19 protein-coding genes and 1 tRNA gene are annotated in these 18,817 nt (G+C 66.3%); 9 read left to right on the top strand and 11 right to left on the bottom strand.

All coding sequences use genetic code 11. The annotated features are described in order from the left end of the window. Positions 1 to 35: 35 nt before the first annotated feature. The 3 genes from QZ951_RS08980 to QZ951_RS08970 all read right to left on the bottom strand — a co-directional run bounded on the left by QZ951_RS08980 (position 36) and on the right by QZ951_RS08970 (position 2,282). A complete protein-coding gene (locus tag QZ951_RS08980; RefSeq protein WP_293000207.1) occupies positions 36 to 980 on the bottom strand; it encodes a metalloregulator ArsR/SmtB family transcription factor in 945 nt (314 codons plus the stop codon). Between the two features lie 125 nt (positions 981 to 1,105). Further along, positions 1,106 to 2,011 (bottom strand): TIGR01841 family phasin, encoded by a 906-nt coding sequence (phaP, locus tag QZ951_RS08975; protein ID WP_293000206.1) that lies wholly within the window; start codon positions 2,009 to 2,011, stop codon positions 1,106 to 1,108. Positions 2,012 to 2,126: 115 nt separating this feature from the next. Further along, positions 2,127 to 2,282, bottom strand: coding sequence for a hypothetical protein (locus QZ951_RS08970; protein WP_293000205.1), 156 nt, complete (start codon positions 2,280 to 2,282; stop codon positions 2,127 to 2,129). 90 nt (positions 2,283 to 2,372) lie between these two features. On the opposite strand from QZ951_RS08970, the gene fadB reads away from it, so the two are divergent. Next, positions 2,373 to 4,523, top strand: coding sequence for a fatty acid oxidation complex subunit alpha FadB (gene fadB, locus QZ951_RS08965; RefSeq protein WP_293000204.1), 2,151 nt, complete (start codon positions 2,373 to 2,375; stop codon positions 4,521 to 4,523). Between the two features lie 33 nt (positions 4,524 to 4,556). Continuing rightward, entirely contained in the window at positions 4,557 to 5,717 is a 1,161-nt protein-coding gene (gene fadA / locus QZ951_RS08960) for an acetyl-CoA C-acyltransferase FadA (RefSeq protein ID WP_293000203.1), read from the top strand. A 266-nt stretch (positions 5,718 to 5,983) separates the two neighbouring features. On the opposite strand, the gene QZ951_RS08955 is transcribed toward fadA, so the two are convergent. Then, on the bottom strand, positions 5,984 to 6,145 hold the full coding sequence (locus tag QZ951_RS08955; protein WP_293000202.1) for a hypothetical protein: 162 nt from the start codon (positions 6,143 to 6,145) through the stop codon (positions 5,984 to 5,986). A gap of 10 nt (positions 6,146 to 6,155) precedes the next feature. Here QZ951_RS08955 and pbpG point away from each other — a divergent pair, with 10 nt between their 5' ends. Both pbpG and rlmC read left to right on the top strand, forming a co-directional pair. Continuing rightward, positions 6,156 to 7,103 carry a D-alanyl-D-alanine endopeptidase gene (gene pbpG / locus QZ951_RS08950; RefSeq protein ID WP_293000201.1) on the top strand — a complete coding sequence of 316 codons (948 nt, stop codon included), beginning with the start codon at positions 6,156 to 6,158 and terminating at the stop codon, positions 7,101 to 7,103. Positions 7,104 to 7,221: 118 nt separating this feature from the next. Continuing rightward, the gene (rlmC, locus tag QZ951_RS08945; RefSeq protein WP_293000200.1) at positions 7,222 to 8,370 is read left to right on the top strand and encodes a 23S rRNA (uracil(747)-C(5))-methyltransferase RlmC; all 1,149 of its coding nucleotides are present in this window, start codon (positions 7,222 to 7,224) and stop codon (positions 8,368 to 8,370) included. Between the two features lie 27 nt (positions 8,371 to 8,397). Here rlmC and QZ951_RS08940 read toward each other — a convergent pair whose 3' ends face one another. The 7 genes from QZ951_RS08940 to QZ951_RS08910 all read right to left on the bottom strand — a co-directional run bounded on the left by QZ951_RS08940 (position 8,398) and on the right by QZ951_RS08910 (position 14,047). Further along, entirely contained in the window at positions 8,398 to 9,075 is a 678-nt protein-coding gene (locus tag QZ951_RS08940) for a TetR/AcrR family transcriptional regulator (protein WP_293000199.1), read from the bottom strand. A 15-nt stretch (positions 9,076 to 9,090) separates the two neighbouring features. Then, positions 9,091 to 9,873, bottom strand: a complete 783-nt coding sequence (locus QZ951_RS08935; protein WP_293000198.1) for an enoyl-CoA hydratase — start codon at positions 9,871 to 9,873, stop codon at positions 9,091 to 9,093. Positions 9,874 to 9,948: 75 nt separating this feature from the next. Further along, positions 9,949 to 10,455, bottom strand: coding sequence for a hotdog fold domain-containing protein (locus QZ951_RS08930; RefSeq protein ID WP_293000197.1), 507 nt, complete (start codon positions 10,453 to 10,455; stop codon positions 9,949 to 9,951). 26 nt (positions 10,456 to 10,481) lie between these two features. After that, complete coding sequence (locus QZ951_RS08925; RefSeq protein ID WP_293000196.1) at positions 10,482 to 11,441, bottom strand: ribose-phosphate diphosphokinase; 960 nt, start codon at positions 11,439 to 11,441, stop codon at positions 10,482 to 10,484. Between the two features lie 110 nt (positions 11,442 to 11,551). After that, a tRNA-Gln gene (locus tag QZ951_RS08920) sits at positions 11,552 to 11,626 on the bottom strand. 94 nt (positions 11,627 to 11,720) lie between these two features. Continuing rightward, positions 11,721 to 12,374 carry a lipoprotein insertase outer membrane protein LolB gene (gene lolB, locus QZ951_RS08915; protein WP_293000195.1) on the bottom strand — a complete coding sequence of 218 codons (654 nt, stop codon included), beginning with the start codon at positions 12,372 to 12,374 and terminating at the stop codon, positions 11,721 to 11,723. An 8-nt stretch (positions 12,375 to 12,382) separates the two neighbouring features. Further along, positions 12,383 to 14,047, bottom strand: a complete 1,665-nt coding sequence (locus QZ951_RS08910; RefSeq protein WP_293000194.1) for a tetratricopeptide repeat protein — start codon at positions 14,045 to 14,047, stop codon at positions 12,383 to 12,385. Positions 14,048 to 14,291: 244 nt separating this feature from the next. Between QZ951_RS08910 and hemA the strand changes: the two genes are divergently transcribed. From hemA to QZ951_RS08885, 5 genes are all read left to right on the top strand, one after another. After that, on the top strand, positions 14,292 to 15,554 hold the full coding sequence (hemA, locus tag QZ951_RS08905) for a glutamyl-tRNA reductase (RefSeq protein ID WP_293000193.1): 1,263 nt from the start codon (positions 14,292 to 14,294) through the stop codon (positions 15,552 to 15,554). A gap of 117 nt (positions 15,555 to 15,671) precedes the next feature. After that, positions 15,672 to 16,760, top strand: a complete 1,089-nt coding sequence (gene prfA / locus QZ951_RS08900; protein ID WP_293000192.1) for a peptide chain release factor 1 — start codon at positions 15,672 to 15,674, stop codon at positions 16,758 to 16,760. Then, positions 16,757 to 17,683: a peptide chain release factor N(5)-glutamine methyltransferase gene (gene prmC, locus QZ951_RS08895; RefSeq protein WP_293000191.1), complete on the top strand. Its 927-nt coding sequence runs from the start codon at positions 16,757 to 16,759 to the stop codon at positions 17,681 to 17,683. Before prfA ends, prmC begins: the two co-directional genes overlap by 4 nt. Next, positions 17,680 to 18,411 (top strand): molybdopterin-synthase adenylyltransferase MoeB, encoded by a 732-nt coding sequence (gene moeB, locus QZ951_RS08890; protein WP_293000190.1) that lies wholly within the window; start codon positions 17,680 to 17,682, stop codon positions 18,409 to 18,411. The genes prmC and moeB overlap by 4 nt, the downstream gene beginning before the upstream one ends. Before the next feature lie 5 nt (positions 18,412 to 18,416). Beyond that, complete coding sequence (locus QZ951_RS08885; RefSeq protein WP_293000189.1) at positions 18,417 to 18,803, top strand: hypothetical protein; 387 nt, start codon at positions 18,417 to 18,419, stop codon at positions 18,801 to 18,803. Positions 18,804 to 18,817: the final 14 nt, after the last annotated feature.

The raw sequence follows: 18,817 nt of genomic DNA, 5'->3' as shown, positions 1-18,817 counted from the left end.
CATTCACGGTTTCTATGCGCCGTGATTGAGCGTTTCTACTGCGGCTTCTGGTGCGGCTTCTGCGCCAGTGCGGTCACCACCTCGAAGTATGGCGGCCGCGGATCGCGCGACGTCACGCGGCACGATTCGACCACCAGACCGGCCTTGCGCAGCCATTGCTCGAGCGTCGCGGCGGTGACGCCGAGATTGACGTGATCGTAGGCCTGCATCGCGGCTTCGTGGCCGTGCTCGTTCAGCGTGGCGACGATCAGCCGGCCACCGGGCCTGAGGCAGCGCGTGGCCTCGACGATCGCCGCCTGCGGATCGCGGGCATAGCTCAGCGCGTGCATCAGGAACACGTGATCGAAGCGCGCACTCGCGAACGGCAGCGACGCCATGTCGGCCTGCGTGAAGTCGACGTTCGGCAACTCGCCGATGCGCCGCCGGGCGGCCGCCAGCACCTTGGCGCTGACGTCGGCGCAGGCCACGCTGCGGGCGCGTTCGGCGATCAGCTCGGCCAGCACGCCGTCACCGGACGCCACGTCGAGCACGTCGCCCAGATTCAGCAGGCCGATCAGCGCCCGCGCGGTCGCTTCCCAGGTCCGGCCCGGCGAATAGTGCAGTTCCATGCGGCCGGCGACCGATTCGGCCCAGGTCTGTCCATGCTTGCGCACCCGCACCACTTCGCTGGCGCGTTCGCGATCGACCAGCGCCTGCGGGTCGTCGAGGCGCTCGCGCATCACTGTCCACAATTCCGCGGCCCGCCCTCGATCCGGGTTCAGGCTGTACAGCGCGCCACCGCCGCTTCGGCTGGCCTGCACCAGGCCGGCGCGCTTCAGCCGCGCGAGATGGGTCGAGACGCGGCTCTGCGCAAGCCCGGTGATCTCGGTCAGCTCCGCCACCGACAGCTGATGCGCTTCCAACAGCAGCAGCAGGCGCAGGCGGCTGGCATCGGCCAGCAGACGCCACAGTTCGGTGCTTTGGGCGATGCTCAGTTTCATGCCGTCGGGTTAAGGGGCGCTGCAGACTTCATCGGAGCTTCATGCCTTGCATCGGAATGGCGAGTGAAACAAAAAGCCTGCCGACGCAGCGTCGGCAGGCTTCCGGTACGGCGGAATGACGGAGCTCAGCCCTGCGATTTCACGGCATCGGTCACCGTCGTCACGGCCTTGTCGACGGCTGCACTGGCGCTGTCGACAGTGGCCTTCGCCGCTTCCACCGCATTCGAGGCCGCGGCGCTGGCGCTGTCCACCACCTGCGTGACGACCTTCTTCGCGGCGCTGGTCGCGCGGCTGGCGCGCGAGTTCGGCGATGGCGTCGGCACGCGGGCGGCGATCTTCCGGGCCTCGGCAACGCCCGCCTTGGCGGTATCACCCACCGCCTTCTCGACCGACTTTGCCGCGTTCACCACCTTCTTCTCGACTGTCTTCACAGCCTTCTTCGCGGCCTTGACGTCGGTCTTGATCGTCTTCTCGATCTTCTTGACCTCCGCCTTGACGTCCTTCTTGACCGACTTGGCATCCGCCTTGAGCGTCTTCTCGACCTTGGCGACTTCCGACTTGATGTCTTTCTTCGCGTCCTTCACGGCCACGCTGGCCTTCTTGCCGGCTTTCTGAGCTTCGGCCTTGACCTTCGCGAGCGCCTTCTGCGCCGGCGCGATCGCCTTTTCCAGCTTCGAGACCGACACCGCGGCGCCATCGGCGCTGCCCTTGACCAGCTTGGCCAGCTCGGCGCGGGCATCGGCGACCACGGTCAACGACGCACGGGCGTTGCCGATCAGCTTGTTGACCGCTTCCTGCAACAGATCGGCCTGCTTCTGCGCCGTCGACTTGATGTCCTTGCCACCCCGCGCACTCTTGAGCGACGAGACCGCCGACTTGTAATAGTCGTTCAGCGCCTTCAGTTCCTGATCGGCGAGCTTCTGCACGCCGCCGTAGACGATTGTGTTGGCATTGCCCAGCGTGTCCAGCGATTGTCTGGCCAGCGCCAGCAAATCATTGATCGGCTTGGTGAAGGTCTTCTTGTCGGCCATGTCGCGTTTCCCCCGGCGGTGAACGAGCTTTGATTCTAGGGTGGCGCTTGCAACAGCGTCAAAATCCGGTTTTCGAACGGAAATCCGGGGTGAAGCCGGCTTCCGACGCCATTTTTCAAGCCTTCCGGTCGGCCGGCGCGCTGCCCGTCGCGATTCGGCCATCCGCCGGGCTGCGCGGCTTGCGGATTTCACGTAACCCGGCTTCGCGCGGCCAGGTCTTTCCGCGACCATGCTGCGGCACACCATCGTCGTCATTGCGCCGGTCGAACATGGTTATAATCCGCGCTCCATACGGTACCGAATGGCGCATGCACTGCCGCCGCGCTGCCGACCCGAACAACCCCACGAGGACGTACGCCCCATGTTTCAAGGCAAATCCATCCAGGTCACGCGGCTCGACGGCGATGTTGCCGAGCTGAAGTTCGACCGCACCGGCGAATCGGTCAACAAGTTCGATGCCGCGACGCTGGCCGAACTGAAGGAAGCGGGCAGCCTGCTCACGGCGGACACCTCGCTGAAGGGCCTGATCGTGACCAGCGGCAAGGACGTGTTCATCGTCGGCGCCGACATCACCGAGTTCGGCAAGAGCTTCCAGTTGCCGGAAGCCGAGATCGCCGCGTGGGCGGTCGAGACCAACAAGATCTTCTCGACCATCGAAGACCTGCCGTTCCCGACCGTCACTGCGATCAATGGCATCGCGCTCGGCGGCGGCTTCGAGATGGCGCTGTCGACCGACTACCGCGTGATTTCGGCCAAAGCCGCGATCGGCTTCCCGGAAGTGAAGCTCGGCATCATCCCGGGCTTCGCCGGCACCGTTCGCTTCGCCCGTCTGTGCGGCGCCGACAACGCCATCGAGTGGATCGCCAGCGGCGACCAGAAGAAGCCGGAAGCGGCGCTGCCGATCAAGGCGGTCGATGCCGTCGTGCCGCCGGAAAAGGTCCGTGAAGCCGCGCTCAAGCTGCTGGCGCTGGCCCAGAACGGCGCCTTCGACTGGAAGGCCCGTCGCGAGCAGAAGAAGGGCAAGCTCAAGCTCGGCCCGATCGAGTCGGCGATGGTCTTCGAGACCGCCAAGGGCTTCATCGCCGGCAAGGCCGGCAAGCATTTCCCGGCGCCGCTCGCAGCCGTGTCCGCGATCCAGAAGGCCGCCGGCAAGACCCGCGATGACGCGATCGCGATCGAAGCCGCCGCTTTCGCCAAGCTGGCCAAGACGCAAGCGGCCGACTCGCTCATCGGCCTGTTCCTGAATGACCAGCTGCTGAAGAAGAAGGGCAAGGCTTACGCCAAGATCGCCCGTCCCGTGAAGCAGGGTGCCGTGCTCGGTGCCGGCATCATGGGTGGCGGCATCGCCTACCAGAGCGCGGTCAAAGGCACGCCGGTGGTGCTCAAGGACATCGCCGATCCGGCGCTGGCGCTCGGCATGGGTGAAGCGAACAAGCTGCTGTCGGCGCAGGTCGGCCGCAAGAAGCTGACCCCGGAAAAGGCCGGCGCGGTGCTGGCGTCGATCCGCCCGACGCTGAACTACGGCGACTTCAAGGGCGTCGACGTCGTCGTCGAAGCGGTCACCGAGAACCCGAAGGTCAAGAAGATGGTGCTGGCCGATGTCGAGGCCGCGGTGCGTGACGATGCGGTGATCGCCTCGAACACCTCGTCGATCTCGATCGATGTGCTGGCCGAAGGCCTGAAGCGCCCCGAGAACTTCCTCGGCATGCACTTCTTCAATCCGGTTCACAAGATGCCGCTGGTCGAGGTCATCAAGGGCGCCAAGACCTCGCCGGAAGCGGTCGCCACGATCGTCGGCTACGCCTCGGCGATGGGCAAGACGCCGATCGTGGTCAACAACTGCCCGGGCTTCCTGGTCAACCGCATCCTGTTCCCGTACTTCGGCGGCTGGAGCCTGCTGCTGCGCGACGGCGGCGACTACCAGAAGATCGACAAGGCTGCCGAGTCCTTCGGCTGGCCGATGGGCCCGAGCTACCTGCAGGACGTGGTCGGCATCGACACTTCACACCACGTCGGCGACGTGCTGGCCGAGGGCTATCCGGACCGCATGGGCCGCGAATTCCGCACCGCGCTCGACGTGATGTACGACGCCAAGCGCTACGGTCAGAAGAACGGCATCGGCTTCTACAAGTACGAGACCGATCCGAAGGGCAAGCCGAAGAAAGTCGTCGTCGCCGACACCTACGAGCTGATCGCGCAGGTGCAGCCGAACGGTCAGAAGGACTATTCGGACGAGGAGATCATGGAGCGCCTGATGCTGCCGATGATCATCGAGACCGCGCGCTGCCTCGAAGAGAAGATCGTCGACACCGCGAACGAGGCCGACATGGGCCTGATCATGGGCGTCGGCTTCCCGCCGCATCTCGGTGGCGCGCTGAAGTACGCCGACGCCATCGGCCTCGCCAATGTCGTCGAGAAGTGCGCGAAGTACGCCTCGCTCGGCAAGCTGTACGAGCCGACCGCGACGATGAAGGCCATGGCTGCTGCCGGCCAGCGCTACTACCCGCTGTAAGCGCGGCCCCGAACCGAATACTGGAGACAAGAAATGACTGATGTCGTCATCGTTGATGCCGTCCGCACCCCGATGGGCCGCTCGAAGGGCGGTGTGTTCCGCAATGTCCGCGCCGAGGCGCTGTCGGCCGAACTGATCAAGGCGCTGATGAAGCGCAATCCGTCGGTGAATCCGAAGGAAATCGAGGACGTGATCTGGGGCTGCGTGCAGCAGACCAAGGAGCAGGGCTTCAACATCGCCCGTCAGGCGAGCCTGCTCGCCGGCCTGCCGATCGAAGTGTCGGGCCAGACCGTCAACCGCCTGTGCGGCTCGTCGATGACCGCGATCCACGCGGCCGTCGGCAGCATCCAGGCCGGTGCCGGTGACATCTTCATCTGCGGCGGCGTCGAGCACATGGGCCACGTGCCGATGGACTACAACTTCGACGGCAACCCGGAACTGTCGGTCACCACGGCGAAGGCCGCGGCGATGATGGGCCTGACCGCTGAAATGCTCGCCACCGCATTCCAGTTGCCGCGCGCCAAGCAGGACGAGTTCGCGCTGGCTTCGCACCAGAAGGCGGCGGCTGCTCTCAAGAACGGCGGCTTCAAGAACGAGATGATCCCGGTGGCCGGCCATGATGCCGACGGCCTGCCGATCCTCGTCGACTTCGACGAAGTCGTTCGCGCCAATGCCAACATCGAAGACCTCGGCAAGCTGAAGCCGGCGTTCAATCCGAAGGGCTCGGTCACCGCCGGCAACAGCTCGGCGATTTCCGACGGCGCCTCGGCGGTGCTGGTGATGAGCGCCGAGAAAGCCGCGGCGCTGGGTCTGAAGCCGCTGGCGCGCATCGTGTCGATTGCCTCGGCCGGTTGCGATCCGTCGACGATGGGCCGCGGCCCGGTGCCGGCGACCCTGAAGGCGCTGAAGCGCGCCGGCCTGACCCTGGCCGACATCGACTACTTCGAGCTCAACGAAGCGTTTGCCGCGCAGGCGCTGGCGGTGATGACGGAACTGAAGATCCTCGATCGGATGGACCGCGTGAACCTGAAGGGCGGCGCGATCGCCCTCGGCCACCCGCTGGGCTGCTCCGGTGCCCGCATCACCGGCGCGCTGGCGCATGTGCTGAACGAGAAGCAGGGTCGCTATGGTCTGGCGACGATGTGCATCGGCATGGGTCAGGGCGTGGCGACGATCATCGAACGCCTGCATTGATGCCCGGGCGGCGGGCGCGATGCCCGCCGCCGTGACGGCTTCGAACGGCCCCCGCATCGCAGGATGCGGGGGCTTTTTCGTGGCGGTGCAGGTTTGGAATCGGGAATCGGACGCCGGAATTCGAAGCTGCTCCAACATCCTTCCGCAACTATCTGATCGGGCAGGCGATGTACGGAGGTGACAGTTCGTACATTCTGGCGCTCAACTTGCTAAAGTTTCGATTGAGCCCATCGATCAACCGCCCGAACCGAATCCGCCGTGATTGCTCAATCTTCCGCTCGGCGACTGATTCGCCTGCTGTCCCGGTCGCTGACCTCGGCCGCCTTCATGCTCGTCGCGATCAGTGCCGCGCCGGTGGCTGAAGCCGCGTCCGTCGCCGCGACGTCGACCAAGGCGACGACGTCAGCTGCGCCGGGATCGTCGCGCAAGGCGACCTCCGTGCGTTCGACGTCGAAACGGACCGCCGCCAAGCCTCGCGCGTCGGCGTCCAAAGGCAAGAGCCGCGGCAAAAGCCGTCGTGCGCGCAAGCCGAGCACGCAGGCGACACTCGTTCCGGCCAATCTCGACAAGGACCTCGCGCTGAAGTCGAACGCGGCGTTCGTGGTCGATCAGGACACGGGCGAGGCGGTCGTCGCGAAGAATCCGGACACCGTGCTGCCGATCGCCTCGCTGACCAAGCTGATGACGAGTCTGGTCGTGGTCGAGTCGAATGCGCCGCTGGATGAACTGCTCGAAGTCACGCAGGACGATGTCGACACCGAGAAGCGCACGCACTCGCGGCTTGCCGTCGGCACCAAGCTCAAGCGCGAGGAAATGCTGCTGCTGGCGCTGATGGCGTCGGAGAATCGTGCCGCTTCGGCGCTCAGTCGGCACTATCCGGGCGGCCGTCCGGCATTCATCGCGGCGATGAATGACAAGGCAAAGGCGTTGGGCATGAGCTCGACCCGGTTCGCCGATCCCGCTGGCCTGTCGAGCCAAAGCGTGTCGACCGCGCGCGACCTGAGCCGTCTGGTCAGCGCGGCCTACGCGCAGCCGATGATCCGCAACTTCAGCACCCATCTCGAAACGACGGTTGCCGTTCGTGGCCGCGCCACGACCTTCGGCAATACCAATCGTCTGGTGCGGAGCGAAGGCAACTGGAACATCGAACTGCAGAAGACCGGTTTCACCAACGAAGCCGGCCGTTGTCTGGTGATGCAGGTCACGCTGGCCAGCCGCCGACTGGCGATGATCTTCCTCGATTCCGACGGCACGCTGACCCGGTACGCCGACGCCGCCCGCGTCCGGCGCCGGCTGGAACTGGAAGCGCTGCAACCGAAGTCGGTATCGACCTCGACGTTCTCGGCGAGCGGTGCGCCGCCGACCAAGGCAGCCCTGGCCCGCTGATCCTGCGGCCGTCGCACGCCGTCGGGTCTGCTGACGTCGCAGCGCGGCGCCGGCTGAACGGTGTCGGCGCGTTGCGCGCCGAGCCGTGCCATCGCGGCGCTGGCATGCTGTAGCGCTGATGAACTGCGAACACTTCCGCGCCGGCCGCTGCCGCTCGTGCACCGAGCTTGCGCAGCCGTATGCGATGCAACTTGCCGGCAAGCTCGAACACTGCCGCGCGCTGCTGGCATCGCATGCTTCGATCGACTGGCTACCACCGGTGGCGAGCGTGGCGTCGGGCTTTCGCAACAAGGCCAAGATGGTGGTCAGCGGATCGGCCGTCGCACCGATCCTCGGCATTCGCGATGCCGCCGGTCACGGTGTGGATCTGGGCGACTGTCCGCTGTATCCGGCGTCGTTGCAGCAGTGCTTTCCGGCGATCCGGGCGTTCATCAGCCGGGCAGCGCTGGATCCTTACGATCTCCAGACGCGCCGCGGCGAGCTGAAGTTCGTGCTGCTGACCGAGGCCCCGGATGGTGGCCTGATGCTGCGCTTCGTCCTGCGTTCGGAAGCGGCCATCGCCCGCATTCGCAAGCATCTGCTGTCGCTGCACGAGGACTTGCCGCAGTTGCAGGTGGTATCGGCCAACCTGCAGCCGGAGCACAAGGCGGTGCTTGAGGGCCCGCGCGAAATCCTGCTGAGCGCGCAGCCGCGGCTGCTGCTGCCGGTCAACGAGGTGCTGCTGCATCTTCGTCCGCAGAGCTTCTTTCAGACCAACACGGCGGTGGCGGCTGCCCTGTACCGGCAGGCGCGCGACTGGATCGACGAACTGCAGCCGGCGGCGGTCTGGGACCTGTACTGCGGTGTTGGTGGCTTCGCGCTGCACGCGGCGCGTGCAGGCCGACGCGTGACCGGCATCGAGATCGAAGCCGAAGCCATCGCAAGCGCCGAGCTGGGGCGGCAAGCCGCCGCGCAGGCCGGACATGCAGGCGCTGCGTCGCTGTCGTTCGTCTGTGCCGATGCTGCAGTCTGGGCGTCGGCACAAGCGACGACGGCGCCGCTGGTGATCGTCAATCCGCCGCGACGCGGCATCGGCCCGGTGCTTGCGGACCTGCTGGAGCATGCAAGCGACACGCGCCACGTGCTGTATTCGAGCTGCAACGCGGAGTCGCTGGCGCGTGACCTGGCAGCGATGCCGTCATTCACGGCGCGTCGCGCACGCGTGCTCGACATGTTTCCGCAGACGCGCCACTACGAGGTCATCGTGCTGCTGGAACGCAGCGCTTGAGCGCTCAGACAGCGGGCGGTCCGTGGCTCAGGTCTGGACCACCGTCATGCCGGGCGCGATGCCCGGGCCCATGCGCGAGCGCACGCCGCTGAGGCCGAAGGTCTGGATGCCTTCGGTCAGCAGGCGTGTGGCGAACTGCGCGGCCTGATCGGGATCGCTGCGGCCCTGTTCGCAGATCACGCGTCCGATCTCGAAGCCGATGCCGTACAGCGCCGCCGCCAGCAGATCGACATCGAGCTCCGGAAACAGGCCGCGCATCATCGCGTTGCGCAGGTCATCCTTCAGCGTCGACAGCGGAATGCCGACAACGGTTTCCTTGAACAGGCCGCGCACCGTGTGCTCGTTGCGCAGGATCAGTTCGAAGAAGCACGGCTCTTCGACGATCTTGGCGAACAGGGTGCGGAAGGCGCCGAAGACGAACTGTTCGAGCGTCGTCGCCGACTCGCGCAACTGGTGCATGCGCTCGGTGATTTCGCTGATCCGCTCTTCGAGAATTTCCCGGAACAGGGTTTCCTTGTCCGGGAAGTAGTTGTAGAACGTGCCCTGCGACAGACCGCTTTCGCGAACGATGTCGCGCACGGTCACGGCATCGAAGCCCATGCTGATGAAGCAGCTTCGCGCCGCCGCGATCAGCGTCGAGCGATTGGCCTGCTTGTTGTTCTCGCGCTTGTTGTCGCGCAGCGCGGCCGGCAGTGGCGTGCCCATGAAGCGCGCGCCGGCTTACTGGAACTTCGAGAAATCCGGTTTGCGCTTGCTGATGAAGGCCGTCATCGCTTCCACCGCTTCCGGCATCCGCAGCATCGGAATGAAGTGATCGGCTTCGAGCTTGATGGCATCGGTCACTTCCTTGTCGGACCAGCGCTTCATCAGCATCTTGGTCACGCGCAGCGCATTCGGCGGCTGCCCGGCGAGTTTCAGCGCGCGCTCGAGCGCATGGGCTTCGACCTGATCGTCCGCCAGCACTGCATTCGCGATGCCCCCGTCGACGGCAACCTGCGCGCTGAACGGTTCGCCCAGCAGCAGCAGTTCCGCCGCCTTCACGTGGCCCATGAAGCGCGGCATCAGGAAAGTGGACGCGAACTCGGCACAGATGCCGATGTTGACGAACGGGAACTGCAGGCGCGCCGAGCTTCCGACGTAGACCAGGTCGCAATGCAGCAGCAGGGTGGCGCCGATGCCGATCGCCGGGCCGTTGACGGCGGCGACCACCGGCTTGGCGAACGTCGCCAGCGTGTTCATGAAGCGGGCGACCGGGTTGTCGCCGATCTTGTGGTCGAGCTTCAGGAAATCCTGGAGGTCGTTGCCGCTGGAAAACGCGCTGGGCGCACCGGTGAACAGGACCACGCGAACCTCGGCGTTCGACGCGGCATCGTCGAGTGCTTCCTTCATCGCCACGTACATGTCCTGCGTCAGGGCGTTCTTCTTGTCCGCCCGGTTGAGCCGGATGGTCATCACGCGATCCTTGACGTCGGTCAGGACTAGCGGGTTCTGGGGCTGGGTCATTCGAAGCTCCGGTAACGAAAATATCGAATCCGAATAATGCCTCAGCGTTGCACGAGGCGTCATTCGGTAATGTGGCTAACCGTTGATGGAAGCGACCTTGGACGCGGTGGAACGCGCGGCGGCCGGCTTCGGCGACACGTACATGCTGATGTCGGCTTCCATCACCACGGTGCCGGCGGTGTCGCGCACACGCACGGGCAGCACGACGTCGCCGCTGTAGTCATCGCCGAGGTCGGGCGTCCACTCGGCCACGGCCACGAGATCGGTCTCGGCCTTGCGCAAGTAGCGAACGGTCATGCCCTTCGGAATCAAGCGCAAGGCCTTCGGCAGACTGGAATCGATCATCAGCCCGCCAGCCATCTCGCAGAGGTTGCACATGGCGATCGCGTGCACCGTGCCGATGTGGTTCTGCACCGCGCGGCGCTTGGCCATCCGCACTTCGCAGCGGCCGATCTTCAGATCCTGCACCAGCGGCTGAATGCTGGCGAAATACGGCGCCTTGCGGCACACCGCCCAAGTGAACAGGCGGCGGCCCATCGGTTGCTTCGACAGCTTTGCGAAGATCTGCGCAGGTGTCGGCATCCGAAAACTCCGAGTGGGGCAGGGCGTCAGTCGACGTACAGCGAGCTGACCGATTCCTCGGCGCTGACGCGGCGAATGGTTTCGGCCAGCAGGCCGGCAATCGACAGCTGGCGAATCTTCGGGCAGGCCTTCGCTTCCGGCGTCAGCACGATGGTGTCGGTACAGACCATCGAATCGAGCTGCGAGTTCTGGATGTTGGAAATCGCCGGGCCGGACAGCACCGGATGCGTGACATACGCGACGACCTTGATCGCGCCATGTTCCTTCAGCGCCGCGGCGGCCTTGCCGAGCGTGCCGGCAGTGTCGACGAGGTCATCGATCAGCACGCAGGTCTTGCCGCTGACGTCGCCGATGATGTTCATCACCTGCGATTCGTTGGCGCGCGGGCGGCGCTTGTCGATGATCGCGAGGTCGGCTTCGTCGAGCTGCTTGGCCAGCGCACGGGCGCGGACCACGCCGCCGACGTCCGGCGACACCACGATCAGGTTCTCGTACTTCTGGCGCCAGATGTCGCCGAGCAGCACCGGGCTGGCGTAGACGTTGTCGACCGGAATGTCGAAGAAGCCCTGGATCTGGTCGGCATGCAGGTCGACCGTCAGCACGCGGTGCGCGCCGCATTCGCCGATCATGTCGGCCACGACCTTGGCGCTGATCGGCACGCGTGCTGAACGCGGGCGACGATCCTGACGAGCATAGCCGAAATACGGGACCACGGCCGTGATGCGGCCGGCCGAGGCGCGCTTGAACGCGTCGAGCATCATCAGCAGTTCCATGATGTGCTGATCGGTCGGGGCATGCGTCGGCTGGATCACGAAGACATCCTTGCCGCGGACGTTTTCGAGGATCTCGATCTGGACTTCGCCGTCGGAGAACCGGCCGAGCGCCATCTTGCCGAGCGGGAGGTGCAGATAGTTCGCGATGTCCTGCGCGAGTGCGGGATTGGCACTGCCGCTGAACAACATCAACTGGGCTGAACTGTCAGGCATGGGGCTCGAAAGTGGTGTGAAGCTGCGTGGCTTGCGGGAATCGGCGGGGCTCCGGTATTCGCCGGAGCAGTTTCCCTATGCAGCCGAAGACTTTGGCTGCATAGGGAAATTGGCTGGGGCGGATGGACTCGAACCACCGAATGGGAGGATCAAAACCTCCTGCCTTACCACTTGGCGACGCCCCAATTGTGCGGCGGATTATAGCTGCGGCGCCGGGCCGCTTCGACCGATTGCAGGTATTTTTTGCCGCGCTGCATCAGACCGGCGCGGCGACGGTGGTCACGGCGTGCCGGACCACTCGTCGATGACGATGCGGAAGCTGCGGCTGCCGTTGTTCAGCGTGAGCTTGCGCGGCAGCACCAGCGAGTTCACCGGCTGGTATTCGAGATAGTCGATCTGCCAGCCCGACTGCTTCAGCGTCAGCGCGCGTCCGGCGTCGTCGAGCTTCACCATCATCGGCTTCGGCAGCTCCCGCATCGGGGCCGGCACGCCAAGCGCCCAGTAGCGAAGCAAGCTCAGCGGCAGGCTCCAGCCGAGCTTTTCCTGCATGTAGGCCTCGGGCTCGCCCGTGACGATGACACCGTTCTTGCTGCGAATCTCGACCCCTTTCGGATCGCCGCTGATGGCCAGCGCACCGACGCCCAGCGGCCCGGAAACGCGGAAATCGAAGCGTTCACCGCTCTGGGTCCAGTCCAGATCACCGCGGGCGCCCGCGATGCCGGCTTCGGCCAGGCGGCCCTTAAGCGCAAAGCTCTGGACCCCGGAAATGTTGGCCTGCCGGATGCCCCAATTGCGCTCAGAAAAGTCGGTATTGAACGGCTTGACCGGCACCGAACTGCAGCCGCTCATGCCCATCGCAATGGCCATCGCCAGCGTCGCCGCGACGGCGCGCAGCGGCAGGCGCGGCAGCGAACCGCCTGCGCGAGACGCCATGCAAATCGTCACGGCATCAGCCGCTTGATCGTTTCGCGCAGCACGCCGTTGTTCGGCGATGCCTGCAGCGCTCGGTCCCACACCGCCTGGGCCTTGCCGCGATCGCCGCCGACCCACAGCGCTTCGCCGAAGTGCGCGGCGACTTCCGGATCCGGGAACACTTCATAGGCGCGGGCGAGCAGCAACAGCGCCTCCGACTGCCGGCCCTGACGGAAGCGCAGCCAGCCCATGCTGTCGATCACCGCCGGCTCTTCCGGCGTGATTTCCAGCGCCTTGGCGATCAGCTTCTCGGCTTCGTCGAGGCGGCTGCTGTGGACCACGAGCATGAAGCCGAGCGCGTTCAGTGCGCGGGCATCGGCCGGCGACGCCGTCAGCACCGTGCGCAGATCGGCCTCGGCTTCGTCGAGGCGCTTCAGACGCTCGAACACCAGCGAGCGGGCGTACAACAGATCCGGCTCGTTCTTGTGTTCCTCGAGCGCCCGCGAGTACAGCAGCAGCGCTTCGTCGGGCGTGCCGGCATCGTTCAGCAGCTGACCTTCGGCGAGGTAGAAGCGCGGCGACAGCGGCGGATACTGCCGCCGCAACTGCTCGAGCGTGACGCGCGCTTCGTCCAGCTTGCCGGTGCGGTACAGCATCTCGGCGCGGCGCACCGAGGCATCGAGCACCTGATTGCCGGCGTTGACCTGCGTGTATTCGCTCAGCGCATCGGCCCAGCGCCCACGCTGCTCGGCAATCCGGCCGAGGTAGTAGTGCGCCTCGTTGGCCCGATCCTTGGTCTTGACCAAGGTGCGGAACTGCGGCTCGGCCTCGTCGACATTGCCTTCGTCGAGGTTGATCAGACCGAGCAGATACAGCGCATCGGTGTTGTCGCCCGTGCCCTTCAGCACGCGCGTCAGCTGCAGGCGCGCATGCTCGCGCTGGTTCGATTCGATCAGCAGCCGGGCGTAGCCGAGCCGGATGTCCGACGCGATCGGATTGTTGCGAGTCTGGCCGTCGATGATCTGGTCGGCACCGGCGATGTCGCCCTTGCGGACCAGCGCGCCGGTCAGCAGCAGCGGCGCTTCCTTCGACGATGGATCGAGCCGCAGCGATTCGCGAGCCGACTTCTCGGCTTGTTCGATGTCGCCGAAGCGCAGCGCCAGCAGACCCTGCGCCTGCCAAGCGCCAGCCCGCTTCGGGTACTGCGCCACCAGCTTCGCTATCAGCGCCAGCGCCGCCGGGCCCTGCTGTTCTTCCTGTGCGAGCAGCAGCGAGACGTGGCGCAGGCCATCGTCGAGACCGCCCGGGTGATCCTTGACGATCGCCACGCACTGTTCGTACGCCTGATCGGTCAGCCCGGCGCGCAGAGACAGGCGGGTGATGACTTCGCGTGCTTCGAGGCTGGTCGGCTCGATGGTCAGCCACTTGCGCGCCGTGCTCAGCGCGAGCGTCGCGTTGTTCGAAGCCAATGCCAGCGACGTGGCGCGCGCGGCAAGCGCCGCATCGGGCGCGAATTCGAGCGCCTTCAGGAACTCCTCGGCCGCGACCAGTGGCTGATTGCGGCCGGCCGCCACTTCGCCCGCAAGGATGTGGTACTGCGCCTCGGCTGCGCCGGAACCCGACGAGCCCCGCCCGGAAACGTCCGCGGCGGCGGCAGCGGTGCTCAGCACACAGGCCCCGACGACAGACAGCACGACGCTCAACGAGGGCTGCAACGACTGACGGGAGACGTGCACGTGAGGGCTGGCTCGGCGGGAGATATCGGAAATAGTGTAGCGCCTGCACCGACGGTGCGCCGTCGGTCCGATCACGACCGGCAGTAGCCGCGACAGCAGCGGCGCAGGTCTTGCAAAATGCTGCGCAGATGCGCGCGCCGGTGCCAACTTGTCACGCGCGCTTGAAAGTTGGAAAATCAAGAGAACTGGACACTCGTAGCCAATGGCCCTTTTGACACTGGGACTCAGCCACCACTCCGCGCCGGTCGAAACGCGCGAGAGACTGGCGTTCACGGCCGCGGAGATCCCGGACGCGCTGACGCGTCTGCGAGCGCTGCCCGGAGTCTCCGAAGCCGCCATCCTGTCGACCTGCAACCGCACCGAAATCTTCGCGGTGGCGGCACCCGAGGAAGAAGGCCGCCTGCTGGACTGGTGGCAGCGCGAGCGGCAGGCGCCGGCCGGCACGGTTGAAAAGCATGCCTACGTGCTGCGCGATCGCGGCACCGTCCGCCACTCGCTGCGGGTGGCGTCGGGGCTGGATTCCATGGTGCTCGGCGAGCCGCAGATCCTCGGCCAGATGAAGACCGCGTTTGCACAGGCGCAAGGCGTGCGCGCGCTCGGGCCGGTGCTGTCGCGGCTGTTCCAGCATTCGTTTTCGGTGGCCAAGCTGGTGCGCAGCGAGACCGAGATCGGTGCCCATCCGGTGTCGATCGCGTATGCCGCGGTGCAGATGGCGAACCATATCTTTTCGGACCTGCGCAACCAGTCGGTGCTGCTGATCGGCGCCGGCGAGACGATCCAGTTGCTGGCGCGGCATCTGAAAACGCACGGTGTCGGCCGCATGGTCGTCGCCAACCGCAGCCTGGAGAAGGCGCAGGCACTGGCGACCACGCTCGGCGGCTACGCGATCGGCCTTGCCGAACTGCCGACGCACCTGCCGGAAGCCGATGTCGTGATCTCGTGCACGGCCGCGCGCGGCTTCATCCTCGGCAAGGAGCCGGTCGCGAACGCGATCTCGCGCCGCCGGCGCAAGCCGGTGCTGATGATCGATCTCGCGATTCCGCGCGATCTCGACCCCGCGATTTCCGGGCTCGAAGACGTTTACCTGTACACGCTGGACGATCTGAAGGCCGTGATCGCCGGCAACATGAAGCACCGCGAGAACGCCGCGAAGCAGGCGGAAGTGCTGGTCGAGGATCAGGCCGTCCACTTCGAGAAGTGGCTCGAAAGCCGCGATGCCGGCGTCACCATCCGCCGCCTGCGCGACCATGCTCGCGTCAGCCGGGACGACGTGCTGGAGAAGGCGCGGCGCAAGCTCGCCAACGGCGAATCGGCCGAAGCGGTGATGGCCTTCGTCGCCGACACCTTGACCAACAAGCTGCTGCACGCGCCGTCCAAGGCGCTGCGCTCGGGCGATGCCGTCGAGCAGTCGCAATTGATGGATGCGGCGGAAAAGCTGTTCGACCTGCCGCCGGTCGACGCGTGATCGTGGCGAGGCATCCGGCGAGTGGAATGAGGCGCACAAGCGACCAGGCTTAGCGAGCTTCGGCCCGCTGCTTCGCTGTTTGCCGTCTCCTGCTGCACGCCTGATCCCTGCACGCCCATGAAACCCAGCCTCCTCCGCAAGATCGAGACGCTCGCCGAGCGCCGAGCCGACATCGCTGGCGAGCTGTCATCGCCGGAAGTGCTCGGGGACTCCGACAAGTTCCGGCGCCTGTCGCAGGAATACGCGGCACTCGGCCCGGTGGTCGACGCCTTTGACGGCTACCGCGCCGCGCTGGACGAGATCGAAAGTCTGGAACTGCTGCGCAACGATGCCGATGCCGAAATGCGCGCACTGGCCGAGGCCGACCTGCCGGCGCTGAAGGCGCGCGCCGAGGCGCTGCAGGCGGAGCTGGAAAGCTATCTGGTTCCGAAGGATCCGCTCGACAACAACAACGTCTTTCTCGAAATTCGCGCCGGCACCGGTGGTGACGAGGCCGCGATCTTCGCCGGCGACCTGTTCCGCATGTACCAGAAGTACGCGGAAGCGCAGGGCTGGGCGCTGGAAGTGCTGTCCGAGAACGAGGGCGAGCACGGCGGCTACAAGGAAATCATTTCCCGGATCGCCGGCTTCGGCGCCTACTCGCGGCTGAAGTTCGAAAGCGGCGCGCATCGCGTGCAGCGGGTGCCGGAAACCGAGGCCCAGGGCCGCATCCACACGTCGGCCGCGACCGTCGCCGTGCTGCCGGAGATCGAGGAAGCGCAGGCGATCGACATCAACCCGGCCGACCTGAAGATCGACACCTATCGCTCGTCCGGCGCCGGCGGCCAGCACGTCAACAAGACCGAGTCGGCGATCCGCATCACGCACATTCCGAGCGGTGTCGTCGTCGAATGCCAGGAAGAGCGCAGCCAGCACAAGAACCGCGCGAAGGCGATGAGCCTGCTCGCGTCGCGCCTGCTCGACGCCGAACGCAGCAAGCAGGACAGCGAAATGGCCGCCACCCGCAAGAAGCTGGTCGGCAGCGGCGACCGTTCCGAGCGCATCCGCACGTACAACTTCCCGCAGGGCCGGGTCACCGATCACCGCATCAACCTGACCCTGTACCAGCTCGATCGGGTCATCGCCGGCGAACTCGATGGCGTGATCAAGCCGCTGCTGGCCGAGCATCAGGCCGAGCTGATGGCCAGCCTCGGCGATCAGGGATGAGCGAGGCGCCGTCGCCGTCGCCGCCCGCGGTCCTGCCGAGCGATGCCACGCCGCGTCCGGTGCCGGCCGTGCAGGGGCTCGCACCCGGCGTCATTGCCGACTGGCTGCGCTGGGGCACGTCCGAGCTGGACGCAGCGTCCGACAGCGCCCGCGTCGATGCCGAAATCCTGCTCGCGGCCTTGCTCGATTCCGAACGCGCCGCGCTGCGCCTGCGCCACGACGAGGCGATCGAAGCCGCAACGGTGCTGCGCTACGCCAGCTGGATCGAACGGCGCAAGCTCGGCGAGCCGGTGGCCTACATCGTCGGCCGACAGGGCTTCTGGACACTGGATCTGGTCGTCGACACCGCAGTGCTGATTCCGCGTCCGGATACCGAAACGCTGGTCGAGTGGGCGCTGAGCCTGCTGCCGGCCGGAAGCTCGGCCCGGGTGCTCGACCTCGGGACCGGCAGCGGCGCGATCGCGCTGGCCGTTGCCAGCGAGCGGCCGGCGGTGTCGGTGCTGGCGACCGATCTCTCCGAGGCCGCCCTCGACATCGCACGCGAGAACGCGCGGCGGAACGGCGTCAGCAACCTTTCCTTTGCCTGCGGTGCCTGGCTGGCGGCGCTGCCGGCCGAGGCCGCGCCGTTCGATCTGATCCTGTCCAATCCGCCGTACATCGCCGAAGGCGATATCCATCTCGCCGCGCTTCGCTACGAGCCGCGGCTGGCGCTGACCTCGGGCATCGACGGCCTCGACGCGATCCGCGAGATCGTTCGCGAGGCACCGGCGCATCTGACATCAGGCGGCTGGCTGCTGCTCGAACACGGTCATGATCAGGGCGCTGCGGTGCGCGCGCTTCTGACGGAAGCAGGTTTCGGGAACGTCGAAACCCGCCGGGATTTCGGTGGCAACGACCGCGTGACCGGCGGCGGGAAGCCATGAGCGATTACGCCCGCTACAGCCGCCAGATCATCCTGCGCCAGGTCGGGGTCAACGGCCAGAGCGTGCTGCGCGATTCCACCGCGCTGATCGTCGGCCTCGGTGGCCTGGGCGCACCGGCCAGCCTGTATCTGGCCGGCGCCGGACTCGGCCGCCTGATCCTGAGCGACCGCGACCACGTCGAGCGTTCGAACCTGCAACGGCAGATCGTCTACCGGAATGCTGATCTGGGTCGAGCCAAGCTCGACGCCGCAGCCGACAACCTGCGGGCCCTGAACCCGGACTGCCGGATCGAAACCCGGCCGGGGCCGCTCGATGATGACGCGCTGCTGGCCGCCGTCCGCGACGCTGATGTCGTGCTCGACTGCACCGACAATTTCCCGGCCCGTTTCGCGATCAATCGCGCCTGTGTCGCCGCCCGCAAGCCGCTGGTCTCCGGTGCGGCAATCCGCTTCGAAGGCCAGATCGCGCTGTTCGTGCCCGGCGGCCCTTGCTACGCCTGCCTGTTCGGCGAGGGCGGGGAAGCGGCGGAAACCTGCGAGGAGGCCGGCATCCTCGGCCCGGTGGTCGGCGTGATCGGCGCCATGCAGGCGCTGCTGGCAATCAAGGTCCTGCTCGGCATCGGCGACGACAGCGCGCGACTGCATCTGTGGGATGCGGGCAAACTGTCGTGGCGCAGCCTGACTGTGGCGCGTGACCCCCACTGCCGCGTCTGCGGCATTTACGACTGAATACGATGCCGACTCCGACCATCCCGATCCTGATTCCGCGCCGGTTCGCGATCCGCCTGCTGCATGAAGCGCAGATCGCCACCACGCCGTTCCTGAGTGCGGTGGTTGCCGACGAAGCGGGCGGCAGCGTGCCGAATGGCTGGATGCCGATCGTCGAAGGTGCCTCGGTGGCCGAGATGCAGGCGATGCTGCGCCAGCATGGCAAGCGCGTCTGGGCGCTGTACCGGCACCGGCCGGAGCTGCCGAATCCGCCACTGGCTGAGGATTTCGCCGATCACCCGGAACTGCTGCGCCTGACCGCCTCGCTGGCAATCAAGGGTGTGCTGCAGCTGCGCGGCTGGTGGTCGATCGACGGCGCGATCGTCGAACAGGAACTCGACGTCGAAGCCTGACGTCGCGGCCCACC

Source organism: Nevskia sp. (genome assembly GCF_021732705.1).
Lineage (GTDB): Bacteria > Pseudomonadota > Gammaproteobacteria > Nevskiales > Nevskiaceae > Nevskia.
This window is presented reverse-complemented; position numbering and strand designations above follow the sequence as displayed.

Bases quoted from the DNA above. Each gene is read 5' to 3' on its own strand.
- QZ951_RS08980 (WP_293000207.1), bottom strand. From the start codon at position 980: ATGAAACTGAGCATCGCCCAAAGCACCGAACTGTGGCGTCTGCTGGCC.
- phaP (WP_293000206.1), bottom strand. From the start codon at position 2,011: ATGGCCGACAAGAAGACCTTCACCAAGCCGATCAATGATTTGCTGGCG.
- QZ951_RS08970 (WP_293000205.1), bottom strand. From the start codon at position 2,282: ATGTTCGACCGGCGCAATGACGACGATGGTGTGCCGCAGCATGGTCGC.
- fadB (WP_293000204.1), top strand. From the start codon at position 2,373: ATGTTTCAAGGCAAATCCATCCAGGTCACGCGGCTCGACGGCGATGTT.
- fadA (WP_293000203.1), top strand. From the start codon at position 4,557: ATGACTGATGTCGTCATCGTTGATGCCGTCCGCACCCCGATGGGCCGC.
- rlmC (WP_293000200.1), top strand. From the start codon at position 7,222: ATGAACTGCGAACACTTCCGCGCCGGCCGCTGCCGCTCGTGCACCGAG.
- QZ951_RS08940 (WP_293000199.1), bottom strand. From the start codon at position 9,075: ATGGGCACGCCACTGCCGGCCGCGCTGCGCGACAACAAGCGCGAGAAC.
- QZ951_RS08935 (WP_293000198.1), bottom strand. From the start codon at position 9,873: ATGACCCAGCCCCAGAACCCGCTAGTCCTGACCGACGTCAAGGATCGC.
- QZ951_RS08930 (WP_293000197.1), bottom strand. From the start codon at position 10,455: ATGCCGACACCTGCGCAGATCTTCGCAAAGCTGTCGAAGCAACCGATG.
- QZ951_RS08925 (WP_293000196.1), bottom strand. From the start codon at position 11,441: ATGCCTGACAGTTCAGCCCAGTTGATGTTGTTCAGCGGCAGTGCCAAT.
- lolB (WP_293000195.1), bottom strand. From the start codon at position 12,374: ATGGCGTCTCGCGCAGGCGGTTCGCTGCCGCGCCTGCCGCTGCGCGCC.
- hemA (WP_293000193.1), top strand. From the start codon at position 14,292: ATGGCCCTTTTGACACTGGGACTCAGCCACCACTCCGCGCCGGTCGAA.
- prfA (WP_293000192.1), top strand. From the start codon at position 15,672: ATGAAACCCAGCCTCCTCCGCAAGATCGAGACGCTCGCCGAGCGCCGA.
- prmC (WP_293000191.1), top strand. From the start codon at position 16,757: ATGAGCGAGGCGCCGTCGCCGTCGCCGCCCGCGGTCCTGCCGAGCGAT.
- moeB (WP_293000190.1), top strand. From the start codon at position 17,680: ATGAGCGATTACGCCCGCTACAGCCGCCAGATCATCCTGCGCCAGGTC.
- QZ951_RS08885 (WP_293000189.1), top strand. From the start codon at position 18,417: ATGCCGACTCCGACCATCCCGATCCTGATTCCGCGCCGGTTCGCGATC.